The 15,272-nt window shown below is 71.0% G+C and carries 12 protein-coding genes; 8 read left to right on the top strand and 4 right to left on the bottom strand.

Translation table 11 applies throughout. The features are described 5' to 3' along the window. Positions 1 to 53: 53 nt before the first annotated feature. The gene (locus tag EDC02_RS12880; RefSeq protein ID WP_123602155.1) at positions 54 to 5,525 is read left to right on the top strand and encodes a carboxyl transferase domain-containing protein; all 5,472 of its coding nucleotides are present in this window, start codon (positions 54 to 56) and stop codon (positions 5,523 to 5,525) included. Between the two features lie 67 nt (positions 5,526 to 5,592). Beyond that, entirely contained in the window at positions 5,593 to 6,228 is a 636-nt protein-coding gene (locus tag EDC02_RS12875) for a TetR/AcrR family transcriptional regulator (RefSeq protein ID WP_123602154.1), read from the top strand. A gap of 15 nt (positions 6,229 to 6,243) precedes the next feature. Here EDC02_RS12875 and EDC02_RS12870 read toward each other — a convergent pair whose 3' ends face one another. Beyond that, on the bottom strand, positions 6,244 to 7,392 hold the full coding sequence (locus EDC02_RS12870) for an acyl-CoA dehydrogenase family protein (protein ID WP_199757843.1): 1,149 nt from the start codon (positions 7,390 to 7,392) through the stop codon (positions 6,244 to 6,246). A gap of 96 nt (positions 7,393 to 7,488) precedes the next feature. Between EDC02_RS12870 and EDC02_RS12865 the strand changes: the two genes are divergently transcribed. Continuing rightward, on the top strand, positions 7,489 to 7,974 hold the full coding sequence (locus EDC02_RS12865) for a MaoC family dehydratase (protein ID WP_123602152.1): 486 nt from the start codon (positions 7,489 to 7,491) through the stop codon (positions 7,972 to 7,974). 61 nt (positions 7,975 to 8,035) lie between these two features. Here the strand turns inward: EDC02_RS12865 and EDC02_RS12860 are convergent, their stop codons facing one another. From EDC02_RS12860 to EDC02_RS12850, 3 genes are read right to left on the bottom strand one after another with little or no spacing between them, the layout of a single operon-like run. Further along, positions 8,036 to 8,551: a flavin reductase family protein gene (locus EDC02_RS12860; protein ID WP_123602151.1), complete on the bottom strand. Its 516-nt coding sequence runs from the start codon at positions 8,549 to 8,551 to the stop codon at positions 8,036 to 8,038. A gap of 7 nt (positions 8,552 to 8,558) precedes the next feature. Further along, entirely contained in the window at positions 8,559 to 9,368 is an 810-nt protein-coding gene (locus EDC02_RS12855; RefSeq protein ID WP_123602150.1) for a VOC family protein, read from the bottom strand. Next, entirely contained in the window at positions 9,365 to 10,102 is a 738-nt protein-coding gene (locus EDC02_RS12850; protein ID WP_158632182.1) for an enoyl-CoA hydratase/isomerase family protein, read from the bottom strand. Before EDC02_RS12850 ends, EDC02_RS12855 begins: the two co-directional genes overlap by 4 nt. Before the next feature lie 192 nt (positions 10,103 to 10,294). On the opposite strand from EDC02_RS12850, the gene EDC02_RS12845 reads away from it, so the two are divergent. The 5 genes from EDC02_RS12845 to EDC02_RS12825 are packed head-to-tail and all read left to right on the top strand — an operon-like array spanning position 10,295 to position 15,270. Beyond that, positions 10,295 to 11,818 carry an ABC transporter substrate-binding protein gene (locus EDC02_RS12845; protein ID WP_123602148.1) on the top strand — a complete coding sequence of 508 codons (1,524 nt, stop codon included), beginning with the start codon at positions 10,295 to 10,297 and terminating at the stop codon, positions 11,816 to 11,818. A 2-nt stretch (positions 11,819 to 11,820) separates the two neighbouring features. Then, positions 11,821 to 12,666: an ABC transporter ATP-binding protein gene (locus EDC02_RS12840; RefSeq protein ID WP_123602147.1), complete on the top strand. Its 846-nt coding sequence runs from the start codon at positions 11,821 to 11,823 to the stop codon at positions 12,664 to 12,666. Then, complete coding sequence (locus tag EDC02_RS12835; protein ID WP_123602146.1) at positions 12,663 to 13,586, top strand: ABC transporter permease; 924 nt, start codon at positions 12,663 to 12,665, stop codon at positions 13,584 to 13,586. Before EDC02_RS12840 ends, EDC02_RS12835 begins: the two co-directional genes overlap by 4 nt. Positions 13,587 to 13,591: 5 nt before the next feature. Further along, positions 13,592 to 14,482 (top strand): ABC transporter permease, encoded by an 891-nt coding sequence (locus tag EDC02_RS12830; RefSeq protein ID WP_148083444.1) that lies wholly within the window; start codon positions 13,592 to 13,594, stop codon positions 14,480 to 14,482. Next, positions 14,479 to 15,270, top strand: coding sequence for an ABC transporter ATP-binding protein (locus EDC02_RS12825; RefSeq protein WP_123602144.1), 792 nt, complete (start codon positions 14,479 to 14,481; stop codon positions 15,268 to 15,270). Before EDC02_RS12830 ends, EDC02_RS12825 begins: the two co-directional genes overlap by 4 nt. Positions 15,271 to 15,272 lie beyond the last annotated feature (2 nt).

Below are 15,272 nucleotides of genomic sequence, written 5' to 3'. Positions count from 1 at the left end.
TCGGAGTCGCATCAGCGACGCGTGGATCGTAGGCGTACCGGAGGGCCGATCGGGTGTTCAGCCGCATTGCCATCGTCAACCGTGGTGAGGCCGCGATGCGGCTCATCCACGCCGTCCGGGAGCTGGCTGCCGAGACCGGGGCGCGGATCGAGACCGTCGCCCTGTACACCGACGTCGACCGTACCGCGACGTTCGTCCGTGAGGCGGACATCGCCTACGACCTCGGGCCGGCGTCCGCCCGGCCGTACCTCGATCTGACGGTCCTGGAACGCGCCCTGGTGGCGACCGGCGCCGACGCGGCGTGGGTCGGCTGGGGTTTCGTCGCCGAGTCCCCGGCGTTCGCGGAGTTGTGCGAGAAGACCGGCGTCACCTTCGTCGGACCGAGCGCGCACGCGATGCGCCAGCTCGGCGACAAGATCGGCGCGAAGCTGATCGCCGAGGAGGTCGGCGTGCCGGTCGCCCCGTGGAGCCGGGGCGCGGTCGAGACCCTGGAGGCCGCCGTGGCGGCGGCGAGCGGCATCGGCTACCCACTGATGTTGAAGGCGACCGCCGGTGGCGGCGGGCGCGGCATCCGGGTGATCACCAACGAGGCCGAGCTGGTCGACGCGTACGAGCGCACCAGCCAGGAGGCCGCCCGCGCGTTCGGCAGCGGCGTCGTGTTCCTGGAACGGCTGGTCACCGGTGCCCGGCACGTGGAGGTCCAGGTGATCGCCGACGGTCAGGGCACCGCCTGGGCGCTCGGCGTACGGGACTGTTCGGTGCAGCGGCGCAACCAGAAGGTGATCGAGGAGTCGGCGTCGCCGGTGCTCAGTCCGGCGCAGGCCGCCGACCTCAAGGCGTCGGCCGAACGGCTCGCCGTCGCGGTCGGCTACCGGGGCGCGGCGACCGTCGAGTTCCTCTACCACCCGGGTGACCGAATGTTCGCGTTCCTCGAGGTCAACACCCGGCTGCAGGTGGAGCACCCGATCACCGAGTCCACCACCGGGTTCGACCTGGTCAAGGCCCAACTGCACGTGGCGTCGGGCGGGCGGCTGGAGGGCGACCCGCCGCCCGAGCGCGGGCACGCCGTCGAGGCCCGGCTCAACGCCGAGGACCCGGACCGCGACTTCGCGCCGTCGCCCGGTCGGATCGCCCGGCTGGACCTGCCGTCCGGGCCCGGGATCCGGGTGGACACCGGGGTCAGCGAGGGCGACACCATTCCCGCCGCCTTCGACTCGATGATCGCCAAGATCATCGCGTACGGACGGGACCGTGACGAGGCGCTCGGCCGGCTGCGCCGGGCGATGGCGAACACCACCGTGATCATCGAGGGCGGGGCGACGAACAAGAGCTTCGTGATCGACCTGCTCGATCAGCCCGAGGTGATCGACGCCAGCGCGGACACCGGGTGGATCGACCGGGTCCGCGGTGCGGGCCGGCTCGTCGCGCACCGGCACGTCGCCGTAGCCCTCGCCGCAGCCGCGATCGAGGGCTACGAGGCCGACGAGCAGGTCGAACGGCAGCGCCTGCTGGCCACCGCGTCCGGCGGCCGTCCACAGGTGCAGCACGCCAGCGGCCGACCGGTGGACCTCAAGCTGCGGGGCGTCGGCTACCGGGTACGGGTGGCGCGTACCGGCGCGTACCGGTTCCGCGTCGGCATCGAGGTGGCCGACGTCGTGCACAGCGCCGACGTCGAGCTGGACCGCTTCGACCGGCACACCGGGCAGATCGTCGTCAACGGCAGCCGGCACCGCCTGGTCACCGGAACGCACGGGCCGGTGCACCTGGTCGAGGTCGACGGGGTGACCCACCGGGTCAGCCGCGACGAGGGCGGCGTGCTCCGCGCACCGATGCCCGCCCTGGTCGTCGCCACCCCGGTGCCGGTCGGTGCCGAGGTCGAGGCGGGCGCACCGGTGCTGGTGCTCGAGGCCATGAAGATGGAGACGGTGCTGCGGGCACCGTTCAAGGCCCGGCTGAAGGAATCCGCCGTGTCGGTCGGAAACCAGGTCGAGGCGGGCGCACCGCTGCTGAGGTTGGAGCCGGTCGCGGACGACGCGGCAGCCGGTACCGACGCCGGCCCGGCAGCACCCGTCGAGCTGGACATGCCCGCCGCGTCCGGGGCGCTCCCGCCGGCCGAACGGTGCCGGCGGGGTCAGGAAGGTCTGCGCGGCCTGCTCCTCGGCTTCGACGTCGACCCGCACGACGACCGGCGCGTCCTCGACGACTATCTCGTCGCGCGCCGGGCCGCCGCCGAGGACGGCGACCGGCCGTTGGCCGCTGAGATCGACCTCATCGAGGTCTTCGCCGACCTCGCCGAGCTGAGCCGCAACCGGCCGACCGACGCCGACGGCGGCGACGGGCACGTGCACAGCGACCGCGAGTACTTCCACACCTACCTGCAGAGCCTCGACGTCGAACGGGCCGGCCTGCCGGACGCCTTCCAGACCAAGCTCGCCAAGGCGCTCAGCCACTACGGCGTCACCGAGCTGGAGCGCTCCGCCGATCTCGAAGCCGCCGTCTTCCGGATCTTCCTCGCTCTGCAGCGTGCCGCCGCCGACGCCACCGTCGTGGCGACACTGCTGCGCGCCTGGCTGCGGGAGCCGCCGCCCGGCCAGTCGTTGCACGAGCCCGCCGGTCTCGCCCTGGAGCGACTGGTCGCCGCCACCCAGGTCCGCTTCCCGGTGATCGCCGACCTCGCCCGGGGCGTGGTGTTCGCCTGGTTCGCTCAGCCGTTGCTGCGCCGCAACCGGGCCACCGTCTACGCCCGGGTCCGCGCGCACCTGCGTCACCTGGACGCCCGTCCGGACACGCCGGAGCGCGCCGAGCGCATCGCCGACATGGTCCGCAGCACCGAACCGCTGGTCCGACTGCTCGGCCAGCGGATCGTCCGTGACCACCTCGACAACGCGGTCATGCTGGAGGTGCTGACCCGCCGGTACTACGGCAACAAAGGGCTCACCGCGGTCCACGCCCACCAGGTCGCCGGCTGCGCCTTCGTGGTCGCCGAGCGGGCGGACTCGAGCGTGGTCACCGCCGCCGTGGCCATCGACGCCCTGGGCACCGCACTGGACGGGCTCGCCGAGCTGGCCGACGGCCGGGAATCCATCGACGCCGATATCTATCTCGCCTGGGAGAACCAGCCGGAGGACTTCGACGCGATGGCGGCGGCGCTGCTCGACGTCGTCGCCGCGCACCCGCTGCCGCCCCAGGTCCGTCGGGTGACCACCACCATCGCGGGCCGCGCCGGCGCGGTGATGCACCATCACTTCACGTTCCGCCCGTCGAGCCAGGGGATGGTCGAGGAACGGCTGATGCGCGGTCTGCACCCGTACATCGCGCAGCGCATGCAGTTGGAGCGGCTGGGCAAGTTCGACCTGACCCGGCTGCCCTCGCTCGACGAGGAGGTCTACCTCTTTCAGTGCATCGCGCGGGAGAACCCGTCGGACCAGCGTCTCGTCGCGTTCGCGCAGGTACGTGACCTGACCCGGCTGCGTGACCACGATGGACGCCTGGTGTCGCTGCCGACCACCGAGGACACCGTCGCGGCCTGCCTCGACTCGATCCGCCGGGCCCAGTCGCGCCGACCGTCGAAGACCCGCTTCACCACCAACCGGATCGTGATCTACGTCTGGCCGCCGAACGACCTCACCCGCTCGGAGATGGAGATGATCGCCGGGCGGATGCGCCCGACGACCGCAGGCGCCGGACTGGAGGAGATCCTGTTCATCGGGCGCCAACGCGACCGGGCGACCGGCGAGCTGACGAAGATGGCCGTACGGATCGCCTTCGACGCCACCGGCGGCGCCGAACTGGTCGTCGGCGAGCCGCCGGTCGAGCCGGTCGAGCCGTTGGACGACTACCGGTTGAAGGTACTGCGGGCGAGCAGTCGCAACACGGTGTACCCGTACGAACTCACCGGCCGGCTCGGCGACTTCGTCGAGCACGACCTCGACGACGGCAACGCGTTGGTGCCGGTCGACCGGCCGAAGGGGGGCAACGGCGCGGCCATCGTCGCCGGTGTGGTCAGCACGGTCACCGCCCGTCACCCCGAGGGGGTCACCCGGGTCGTGCTGTTCGGCGATCCCACGAAGTCGCTCGGCGCCCTGTCCGAGCCGGAGTGCCGTCGGATCATCGCGGCCCTGGATCTGGCCGAGCGGATGCGGGTGCCGGTGGAGTGGTACGCGTTGTCCGCCGGGGCCCGGATCTCGATGGAGTCGGGCACCGAGAACATGGACTGGGTGGCCGCCGCGCTCAAACGGATCGTCGAGTTCACCCAGGCCGGTGGTGAGATCAACATCGTGGTCGCGGGCATCAACGTCGGCGCGCAGCCGTACTGGAACGCCGAGGCGACGATGCTCATGCACACCAAGGGCATCCTGGTGATGACGCCGGACTCGGCGATGGTGCTCACCGGCAAGCAGTCGCTGGACTTCTCCGGCGGGGTGTCCGCCGAGGACAACTTCGGCATCGGCGGCTACGACCGGGTGATGGGGCCGAACGGGCAGGCGCAGTACTGGGCGCCGAGCCTGACCGCAGCACGGGACGTGCTGCTGGCCCACTACGACCACACGTATGTCGTACCGGGTGAGACCGGGCCGCGGCGGGCGGTCACCACCGACCCCACCGACCGCGACGTCTCCACCTTCCCGCACACGCTGGCCGGCAGCGACTTCACCACCGTCGGGGAGATCTTCTCGGCCGAGGCGAACCCGGACCGCAAGAAGCCGTTCGACATCCGGACCGTGATGCGGGCGCTGGCCGATCAGGACCACCCGGTGCTGGAACGCTGGGCGGGCATGGCTGACGCCGACACCGCCGTGGTGCAGGACGTGCATCTCGGCGGCATCCCCGTCTGCCTGCTGGGCATCGAGTCGCGGACGGTGCCGCGGCGTGGTTTCCCGCCCACCGACGGCCCGGACACCTACACCGCCGGCACGCTGTTCCCGCAGTCGTCGAAGAAGGCCGCGCGGGCGATCAACGCGGCCAGCGGCAACCGGCCGCTGGTGGTGCTGGCGAATCTGTCGGGCTTCGACGGCTCGCCCGAGTCGATGCGCAAGCTGCAGCTGGAGTACGGCGCCGAGATCGGCCGGGCGATCGTGAACTTCCGTGGGCCGATCGTGTTCTGTGTGATCTCGCGGTACCACGGTGGCGCGTTCGTGGTCTTCTCGAAGGCGTTGAACCCCGCCATGACCGTGCTCGCGCTGGAAGGTTCGTTCGCCTCGGTACTCGGTGGCGCTCCCGCCGCCGCCGTGGTGTTCTCCGGTGACGTGGATTCCCGTACCGCACGCGACCCGCGGATCCGGGACCTGGAGGCCCGGGCGGCCGCCGCGGCCGGCACCGATCGTGCCGCGTTGGCGGCTGAGCTCGACGAGCTGCGGTCGTCGGTGCGGGCGGAGAAGCTGGGCGAGGTGGCCACCGAGTTCGACCGGATCCACGACATCCAGCGCGCCGTGGAGGTCGGCTCGGTGGACGCCGTCATCGGCGCCGCCGAGCTGCGCCCGCGGATCATCGCCACGATCGAATCCTGGCTGCGGCAGGGGCGGTGACAGCGAACCTTCCGACCGGGCGGTAGGATTGTCGGGCTCCGAGTGGAGCGGGAAGCGGAGGCCACCGATGGCTCGTGCGACGTCCAACCGCCCGGCGGCGACCCGGCGCAGGCAACGCTGGGCCGACGGATACGACCCGGAGAACACCCGCAAGTCGTTGATCGCCAGCGCGCTGGAACTGTTCGGGCGTCGGGGTTTCGACCGGACGTCGGTGCAGGAGATCGCCGACCAGGCCGGGCTGACCAAGGGTGCCTTCTACCACCACTTCGAGAGCAAGGACGACCTGCTGCGGCACATCCAGGAGGAGTACCTGGAGGCGCAGCTGGCCGCGATCCAGCAGATCGAGTCCGGCAGCGACGACCCGACGGTACGGGTGGCGGAGCTCATCCGGTTCAGCCTGACCAGCGTGGCCGAGTACCGGGCACACGTGACGATCTTCTACCAGGAGCGGCGGTACCTCGCGGGAGACATGTTCGCCGAGGTGACGCGCAAGCGTGACGCGGTGGAGGCGGCCTTCGCCGGCATGATCTCCGACGGTATCGCCCGTGGCGTCTTCCGCGCGGACATGGACCCGCGGATCGTCACCTTCGGGCTGGTCGGCATGTGTGCCTGGGCCTACCAGTGGCTCAACGTCGACGGTCCGCTCAGCATCGACGAGGTGGCGCGCCAGTTCAGCGCGATGGTGCTCGACGGTCTCCGCTGAACCGGGCGGGGCCGGTCAGCCGGCGAGCAGTTGGCGGGCCATGACGACACGTTGCACCTGGTTGGTGCCCTCGTAGATCTGGGTGATCTTGGCGTCGCGCATCATCCGCTCCACCGGAAAGTCACGGGTGTACCCGTAGCCGCCGAGTAGTTGGACGGCGTCGGTGGTGATCTTCATCGCCGCGTCGGAAGCGAAGCACTTGGCTGCCGCGCCGAAGTAGGTCAGGTCCGGCTCGCCCCGCTCGGACCGGCCGGCGGCCGCGTAGGTGAGCTGCCGTGCCGCCTCCAGGGTCATGCCCATGTCCGCGAGGAGGAACTGGATGCCCTGGAAGTCGGCGATGGCCCGGCCGAACTGCTGTCGTTGCCGTACGTAACCCAGGGCGTAGTCCAGCGCGCCCTGGGCGATGCCCAGGGCCTGAGCGGCGATGGTGACGCGGGTGTGGTCCAGCGTCCGCATCGCCGTCGCGAAGCCGGTTCCCGGCGTACCGATGACCCGGTCCGCCGGGACGCGCACGTTGTCGAGGTACACCTCGCGGGTCGGGGATCCCTTGATGCCGAGCTTGCGCTCCGGCGCGCCGAAGCTGACGCCGGGGTCGGACCTCTCCACCACGAAGGCGGAGATGCCGCGCGAGCGTGCCGCCGGGTCGGTGACGGCGAAGACCGTGTAGTACTCGCTCAGGCCGGCATTGGTGATCCAGCGCTTGACCCCGTTGAGCACCCAGGAGTCGCCGTCGCGTTCGGCGCGGGTCCGCATGCCGGCCGCGTCGCTGCCGGCATCGGGTTCGGACAGGCAGTACGAGAACATCGCCTCGCCCCGGGCGACCGGCGGTAGGTATCGCTGCTTGAGGTGCTCGCCGGCGGCGAGCAGCAGCGGCATGGTGCCGAGCTTGTTGCCGGCCGGGATCAGTGACGAGGTGGCGCAGGCCCGCGCCACTTCCTCGATGACGATCGCGGTGGCGAGCGCGTCCGCGCCGGCGCCGCCGTACTCGACGGGGATGTGCGGGGCGTGGAAGTCGGCGGCGCGCAGCGCGTCGTAGGAGGCCTGCGGAAACTCGGCGTTCTCGTCGGCGGCCGCCGCGTGCGGCGCGACCCTGTCGTCGCACACCTGTCGTACGGCCTGCCGCACTGCTGCGTGCTCCTCGGGCAACTGGTACGCCTCGAACACCACGGAACCTCCCTGCTCAGCGACCCGGAAACCGATGATACCATCCGGTCGGAATGAAGAAGGCCGCCGATGGCCCGTTCGCCAACTGGAGTGACTATGCGAACCGCATCACGGACGATCGTGCACAGCCCGGGTGACCTGCTCGACCTGGTCGGCACGGAGCTGGGGGCCAGCGCACCGCAGGTGGTGACCCAGCGGCAGATCGACCAGTTCGCCGACGTCACCGGCGACCACCAGTGGATCCACGTCGACGTCGAGCGGGCGCGGTCCGGCCCGTTCGGCACCACCGTCGTGCACGGATTCCTGACCCTGGCGCTCGTCCCGCGCCTGCTCGCGGACATCCTCGAGGTGCAGACCTTCTCCGTGGGCGTCAACTACGGACTGGACCGGGTCCGGTTCGTCAGGCCGTTGCCGCCCGGTGTGCCGATCCAGGGCACCGCGACGCTGGTGTCGGCCCAGCCGATCGCCGCCGTCCCCGGTACCGGGGACGGCGTGCAGGCCAAGGCTTCGGTGACGGTCGAGTTCGCCGACCGGTCGACCCCCTGCTGCGTGGCCGAGATCCTGTTCCGGTACTACAGCTGATCCACGTCGGCCGGCGCTACCGGCACGCGTCGGCGGTCGACGATCGCGGGCCTGCCCACTCTCACTCGGTCGCGGTGGCCGACGGACTGACGAACCGACCTCGGTAGAACGACAGCGCCGGCACGTTTGTCGGCTTCAGATGCACGTGGTCGATGTCGAGCAGGAAGATGACGTGGTCGCCGCTGGTGATCACCTCGTCGCGCCGTCCGGCGAGCACCGCCGGTGTGCCGGGCAGCAGTGGAACCCCGTCCGGACCGGGCAGCCAGGACACCCCGGCGAGTTTCTCCGCGCCGGTCAGCCCGGACGTGGCGAACCGGCGCGCCACGTCCTCCTGGTCCCGGCTGAGGATGTGGATGGCGATCCGTTCGGATCCGACCAGTGTCGGGAAGCTGGACGAGGAGCTGGTCACACAGAACAGCACCTTCGCCGGCTGCAGCGAGACCGAGGTGAACGAGTTCACGGTCAGCGCGGCGACGCCCCCCTGGGCGGTGATCGCGGTGACCGCGGTGACGCCGGTGGGGAAGTGGCCACACACCTGACGGAACTCCGTCGAGTCGAACAGTGGCTCGGCCGTCATCGGGAGGTCACCGCCTGGGGGAGGAGTCGTGCCCGGGGCGCAGGCCGCCGTCGAGCTGGATGAGGCAGAGTGAATGGCCGCCGGGATCCTTCACCAGGTGAAGACGTCCGTACGGGCTCTGGACCGGGCCGACGGTCGGCGTCCCGCCGAGCGCGCAGACCCGCCGCAGCGCGTCGTCCAGGGAGTCCACGGCGAAGTAGGTGATCCACTTCGCCGGGATGAGGTTCGGCCATTCGTTGTCGAGTGCCAGCACGCCAGCGACCGCGACGTCGCCGAGCATCAGCAGGGTGTACGGGCGGGCGGTAGGCGTGTCTGTCGTCCGCCGGGTGGTGTAGCCGAACAGGGACCGGTAGTAGCTCACCGACGCGGCGGGCTCCCCGGTGTTCAATTCGTTCCAGCACAGTGCGCCGGCCGAGTTGAGCAGCTGCACGCCGGTGCGTGACTCGCCCTGGTAGAGACCGAACGCGGCGCCGAACGGGTCGATGACGACGGCGCCGGTGCCGGCGGCCGGCAGATACCGCGGCCGGGTGACCAGCTCGCCGCCGAGCTCGACCGCCCGGGAGGCGCTGCGGCTGACGTCGTCGACGGCGAAGTAGACGATCCAGCCCCGGGGCCGACCGGCGTGCAGCGCGGCGGCGTCGGAGATGCCGGCCACGTCGCGTCCGTCGATGCCACACATCCGGTAGGTGGTGGCACCGAGCCGTTCGGCGCGTACCGTCCAGCCGAGTAACGCGCGGTAGAACGGTTCGACCTTGTCCGGATCGGGGGTGGCCAGCTCCACCCAGACGGCCTCGCCAGCCTGGAACCGACCGCTCATCGGTTCGCTCCGCGTGCGGCGACACCGGCGACGATGGTGCGCGCCGAGACGTCGTAGGCGTGATCGGGCCGTCCGGTGGCCCGGCTCGACTCGACGACCTCGACGACCGCTCGCAGGGTGTGGCCGGGTACGGCGAGCAGCGTCTCGACCAGAGCCTCGGCCGCGCGGTCGAGGTCGTCGTCGGCGACTACCTCGGCGACCAACCCCCAGGCGAGCATCTGATCGGCGGACGCGGTCGTGGCCCCGGTCAGCAGGTGGTAGGCCTGCGGGCGGGGTAGCGCCCGGGCGATCGCGTGGCCGACTCCGGCGGGGGCGAAACCGAACCGGGCCTCGGGTAACGACAGGCGGGCACTGGTCGCGGCGATCGGCAGGTGCACGGCGTCGAGCAGGCCGGCGCCGAAGCCGATCACCCGGCCCCGTACCGCGGCGACCACCGGCACCGGGAGTCGCCGGATCCGCCGCAGTGCGGCGTCGCTGGCGCGCAGGCTGTCCGCCACCGTCTCCGGCGTGCTGCCGGCCAGCTCGGTGAACGCCGTGGTGTCCCAGCCACCGCAGAAGTTCCGGCCGGCCATCTCGAGCTCGACGACCGCGCAGCTGTCGATGGCCGCAGCGGTCTCCAGCGCGTGGACGAGTTCATGCAGCGCGGTGTCGTCGAAGCAGTTGCCGCGGGCCGCGTTGTCGTAGCGCACCCGGATGAGGCGTCCGTCGTGCCGAGGGGTGAGGGTAGGGGCCACCGGGGTATCATACATACCGGTCGGTATGTTCACAACGCCGCTGGCTGGCTGGCCTTTGTCACGCGAATGTCATAGTCGAGATACCTGCTTGAACCGTTGACTTGATACCGGCTGGTCGGTACTTTGTGGCGAGCGTCACCGGCGCGCAACGCGGCGACGTGAACGGGTCCATCGCTGTGAAGGACACCCCTGATGATCATGAAAATCCTGCGTTCCCGGCGGCCCCTCGTGGCCGCCGCCGCCATCACTGTCGCCAGCGTCGGCCTGACCGCCTGCGGTGGCACCGAACCCGACGACACCGGTTCGTCCGGCCCGACTGTCATCCGTGCGCTGCTCGCGGCCCAGCCCGCCACCCTCGATCCGATCGTCGGTGCGCGCTCCGCCCAGGTCGTCTGGGCGACGATGCTCGAACCGCTGATCGACACCGGCGACGACCTCGCGCCCACCGACACCGGTCTCATCACCAACTGGACCCGTACCGACGCCACGACCTGGACGTTCACCGTCCGCCCCGACATCACCTTCAGCAACGGGGAAGCGGCCGACGCCGCCGCCGTCGCGAACACCATCACGCTCACCCGCGACACCGAGGGGTCACCGCTGAAGTCCTACTTCGGCAACGTCACCTCGATCGAGGCCACCGACGACGCCACCGTCGTGGTCACCACCGGCACGCCGCAGTACAACATTCCCGACCTGCTCACCACGGTCTACCTGGTCCCACCGGCCTACTACCAGGAGCAGGGGTCCGAAGGCTTCGCCGCGGCCCCGGTCGGCACCGGCCCGTACGTGTGGGCTGGCGCCAACGCCGGTCGCGACATCTCGGTCACCAAGAACCCCGACTACTGGGGCGACGAACCGACGAACGACGGTGTGACCTTCACCTGGGCAAACGAGGCCGCGCAGCGGCTCGCGTTGATCCAGAGCGGGACCGTCGACGTCTCCTTCGACCTACCGCCGGCCCAGGCGCAGGCGGCCGAGGCGGCCGGGGTCGACGTGGTACGCACCGAGACCGCCATAAAGATCATCGCCTTCCTCGACTCGACCAAGGCGCCGTTCGACGACCCGCAGCTGCGTGAGGCCGCGGCCCTGGCCATCGACCGGGACGCGATCGTCAGCGGCATCTTCGACGGCCAGGCCGCCGCCGACGCCGGACTGCTCAACGTCCGGCCCGGCCAGCAACCGCAGAACAGCGTCACCGCCGACCCGGCGAAGGCCGCGCGACTCGTCGGTGACGCCACCCCGGCCGTACAGATCACCTATCCGGCGGCGCAGTACACCAACATCGAAGAGGTCGCCCAGGCGGTGGGCGGCAGCCTCGAACAGGCCGGCTTCACGGTCAGCTACGAGCCGCTCGACTACGGCACCCTGGTTCAGCGGATCATCGGCCGCCAGGTCCCCGGTGTCGCCATCTTCGCCGGAGTGCCCAACGTCGCCGTGCCGGACTACTTCGTCAGCGGCTTCATGAAGACCGCGTCGTTGACCGGCAACTGCCCTGACCCGCAGATCGACCAACTCGCCCAGCAGGCGCTCGAACAGGACAGCGCCGAGCAGGCCGCACCGATCTACGAGCAGCTCAACACCATCGGAGTGGTCGAGAAGCACTGCTACGTGCCGCTCTACCGGCAGATCTTCAACTACGCGACCGGTCCCGGTGTCACCGGTGTCGAGTTCGGTCCGCTGAACACCGTGGACTTCACGAAGACGACCCGCTGACGATGACCGGAGCAGCGCAGACGGGGGTGCCCGGCGACCTCGCCGGGCACCCCCGCACCCCGGACACCGACACCGCCGTGCTGGTGGTCGACGATCTGGTCGTCGAGCACCGCGACCGGAGCACCGGGACGGTGCTGCGCGCGGTCGACCACGTGTCGCTGCGTATCGGCGCCGGCGAGAGCGTCGCCGTCGTCGGCGAGTCGGGGTCCGGCAAGACGACGCTCGCCATGGCGGCCACCGGGCTGGGCACCCGTGGCGACGGGGCCATCCGGCTGCTCGGGCACCAGCTCTCCTCGATCAGTCGGGCGCGGCTGCGGCGGCTGCGCCCCGAGGCGCAGGTGGTCTTCCAGGATCCGCACGGGTCGCTCGACCCCCGGCAGTCGGTCCGCTCCGGGCTGCGCGAACTGCGTCGGTTGCAACCCGAGCGCACCTCCTGGATCAGCGACACCGAACTGCTCGACCGGGTCCGGCTGGCACCGCAGATCCTGGACCGCTACCCGCACCAGCTCTCCGGCGGCCAGGCCCAGCGGGTCTGCATCGCCCGCGCTCTGCTGATGCGGCCGCGGCTGATCGTGGCGGACGAACCGACCTCCGGTCTGGACGTCTCGGTGCAGGCCGACGTGCTGACCCTGCTGGCCCAGATCCGGCAGAGCACCGGCGCGGCCCTGCTGATGATCAGCCACGACCTCGCCGTCGTCCGCTCCGTCTGCGACGCCGTGTACGTCATGTACCAGGGCCGAGTGGTCGAGTCGGGGCCGTGCGAGGCGGTCTTCGCCACCCCCCGCAACGACTACACCCGCGAACTGCTCGCCGCGATGCCCGGCGCGCGCTGGAGGTCCCGCCGATGAAGGCCAGCACCGTCCGACGGGTCGGCAGCCGCCTGGCGTCACTACTCGCGTCCCTGCTCATCGCGCTGAGCCTGGCGTTCGCCCTCGGCCGGCTCTCCGGTGATCCGACCGTGGCCATCCTCGGACCGATGGCCAGCCCGGAGCAGCGGGACGCCCTGCGCCACGAACTCGGTCTCGACCTGCCGCTGGTCGTCCAGTACCTCGACTACCTCACGGGCATCCTCACCGGTGACCTCGGTCAGTCGCTGCAGTTCTACCAGGCCAACACCACCCTGATCGCCGACCGACTGCCGTTCACCCTGCAACTGGTCGCCGCCGGCATGGCACTCGCCGTACTCGTCGGAGTGCCGCTCGGGGTGCTGGCCGCGACCCGGGAGGGCACCTGGTGGGACCGCGCCGCCTCCACCGTCGCCCTGCTCGGCCAGTCGGTGCCCGTTTTCTGGTTCGGCATGATGCTGGTGGCGCTGTTCGCCGTGAACCTCGGCTGGCTGCCCGCCGGACAGTCCGGTACCCCGCAGCATCTGGTCCTTCCCGCCGTCACCATGGCGGTGTACCCGATGGCGCAGATCGCCCGGCTCACCCGGGCGTCGATGAGCGAGACGTTGGCCGAGCCGTACATCGACTCCGCCCGGGCCCGCGGGCTGCGCGGCCGGCGGGTCGTGTGGCGGCACGCGTTCAAGAACTCGATGATGCCGATCCTGACCATCGTCGTGCTGCAGACCGGGATCCTGCTCTCCGGCGCCGTCGCGATCGAGTACGTCTACTCCTGGCCCGGCCTCGGTCAGCTGGCGCTGCAGGCCATCCAGTTCCGTGACTTCCCGCTCGTCCAGGCGATCGTCGTCTTCGGCGCGTTGACGTTCGTCCTGCTGAACCTGCTCGTCGACGTGATCCATTCGGTCGTCGACCCGAGGGTGAGGTGACGGCCGTGAGCCGATCCGATCTGCACCCGGCGCCGCCGGCGGCGCAACCGCCACGACGCCCGGTACGGCGGTCCCGTACCTCGGTGTTCTGGCTGTCCCTGCCGCTGGTGGTCGTCGCCGGCCTGGTGCTGGTGCTGCCGCTGACCGGACTGCTGCCCGACACCGGGCAGGACCTGGCGGCGACCCGGCGACCGCCCGCCTTCCTCGACGGCGGAACCTGGGCGCACCCGCTCGGCACCGACAAGCTCGGCCAGGACGTCCTCACCCAGTTCGTCTCCGCCGGCCGGCTGACCATTCTGATCGGCCTGGTCGGCGCGCTGGTCGCCATCGGCCCCGGCACCCTGCTCGGCGTGCTGGCCGGCTACTTCCGCGGCTGGGTCGACCGGGTCATCTCGGTGCTCATCGACGCCCAGCTGGCCCTGCCGTTCATCCTGGTCGCCCTCGCGATCATCTCGAACCGGGGCAGTTCGCTGCCGGTGCTGTTCCTGGTGCTGGCGCTGACCGGGTGGGCGGTCTGCGCCCGGGTCACCCGGTCGGCGACCCTGGCGATCCGCGAGCGGCAGTTCGTCACCGGCCTGCGGGCGGCCGGCGCGTCGGAGGCGCGGATCGTCTTCCGACACGTCCTGCCCAACCTCGCCGGCACGGTCGTCGCGCTCGGCACCCTCCAGGTCGGCACGGCGATCCTGATCGAGAGCGCGTTGAGCTTCCTCGGCCTCGGCGTACCGCCACCGAGTGTCAGCTGGGGGTCGATGCTCGCCTCCGGCCAGGACGAGCTGAGCCAGGCCTGGTGGATCGCGCTCTTCCCCGGGCTCGCCATCACCCTGCTGGTGCTGCTGGTCAACCTGCTGGGCGACGCGCTGCTCACCCACCACGACCCACGGAAGAGGCGCCGATGACCGCGCTGCTGAGCATCTGCGGCCTGTCCGTCGTCGCCCGACTCGCCGGCGGCGACCTGCGCCTGCTCGACGACGTCGACATCGACGTCGACCGGGGCCGCATCGTCGGCGTCGTCGGCGAGTCCGGCAGCGGCAAGACCACCCTGGCCCGCACCGTCGTCGGGCTGCTCGAACGCAACGTCGATGTCGAACAGGGCCGGGTCACGCTCGCCGGCGACGAGGTGGTGGCCCCCGGCGTGGACCGCACCGACCGGGTCCGGGGCAGCGCCGTGGGCATGGTCTTCCAGGACGCCTCCCGGTCGTTGAACCCGCTGATGAAGGTCGGCACCCAGCTCGCCGAGGTGCTGCGCCGCCACGTCCGGGGCATCACCCGGGCCGAGGTCGAGCGCCGCTCGGTGGAGGTCCTGGCACAGATGCGCATCACCGACCCGGCCCGGGTGCTGGGCAGCTACCCGCACCAGCTCTCCGGCGGGCTGCGCCAGCGGGTCGCCATCGGGCTGGCCGTCGTCACCCGTCCGGCGCTGGTGATCGCCGACGAGTGCACCACCGCCCTCGACGTCACCACCCAGACCAAGGTCGTCGGGCTGTTCCGCACCCTGGTCGACGAACTCGGCATCGGCCTGCTCTTCGTCACCCACGACCTGATGCTCGCCAGCGACCTCTGTGACCGGATCGCGGTGATGAGCGGCGGCCGGGTCGTCGAACAGGGTGCGGCCGATCAGGTCCTGGACGAGCCGCAACAGGAGTACACCCGACGACTGCTCGCCGCCATCCCCTCGTGGAGTTGAAG

Origin of the sequence: Micromonospora sp. Llam0, assembly GCF_003751085.1 — a bacterium.
Taxonomy (GTDB): Bacteria; Actinomycetota; Actinomycetes; order Mycobacteriales; family Micromonosporaceae; genus Micromonospora_E.
The sequence above is the reverse complement of the archived record's forward strand: the minus strand, read 5'-3'. Positions and strand labels throughout refer to the sequence as shown.

Excerpts from the sequence above, each read along its gene's own strand:
- EDC02_RS12860 (WP_123602151.1), bottom strand. The coding sequence starts at position 8,551 with ATGACGGCCGAGCCACTGTTCGACTCGACGGAGTTCCGTCAGGTGTGT.
- EDC02_RS12865 (WP_123602152.1), top strand. The coding sequence starts at position 7,489 with ATGCGAACCGCATCACGGACGATCGTGCACAGCCCGGGTGACCTGCTC.
- EDC02_RS12875 (WP_123602154.1), top strand. The coding sequence starts at position 5,593 with ATGGCTCGTGCGACGTCCAACCGCCCGGCGGCGACCCGGCGCAGGCAA.
- EDC02_RS12840 (WP_123602147.1), top strand. The coding sequence starts at position 11,821 with ATGACCGGAGCAGCGCAGACGGGGGTGCCCGGCGACCTCGCCGGGCAC.
- EDC02_RS12855 (WP_123602150.1), bottom strand. The coding sequence starts at position 9,368 with ATGAGCGGTCGGTTCCAGGCTGGCGAGGCCGTCTGGGTGGAGCTGGCC.
- EDC02_RS12835 (WP_123602146.1), top strand. The coding sequence starts at position 12,663 with ATGAAGGCCAGCACCGTCCGACGGGTCGGCAGCCGCCTGGCGTCACTA.
- EDC02_RS12825 (WP_123602144.1), top strand. The coding sequence starts at position 14,479 with ATGACCGCGCTGCTGAGCATCTGCGGCCTGTCCGTCGTCGCCCGACTC.
- EDC02_RS12845 (WP_123602148.1), top strand. The coding sequence starts at position 10,295 with ATGATCATGAAAATCCTGCGTTCCCGGCGGCCCCTCGTGGCCGCCGCC.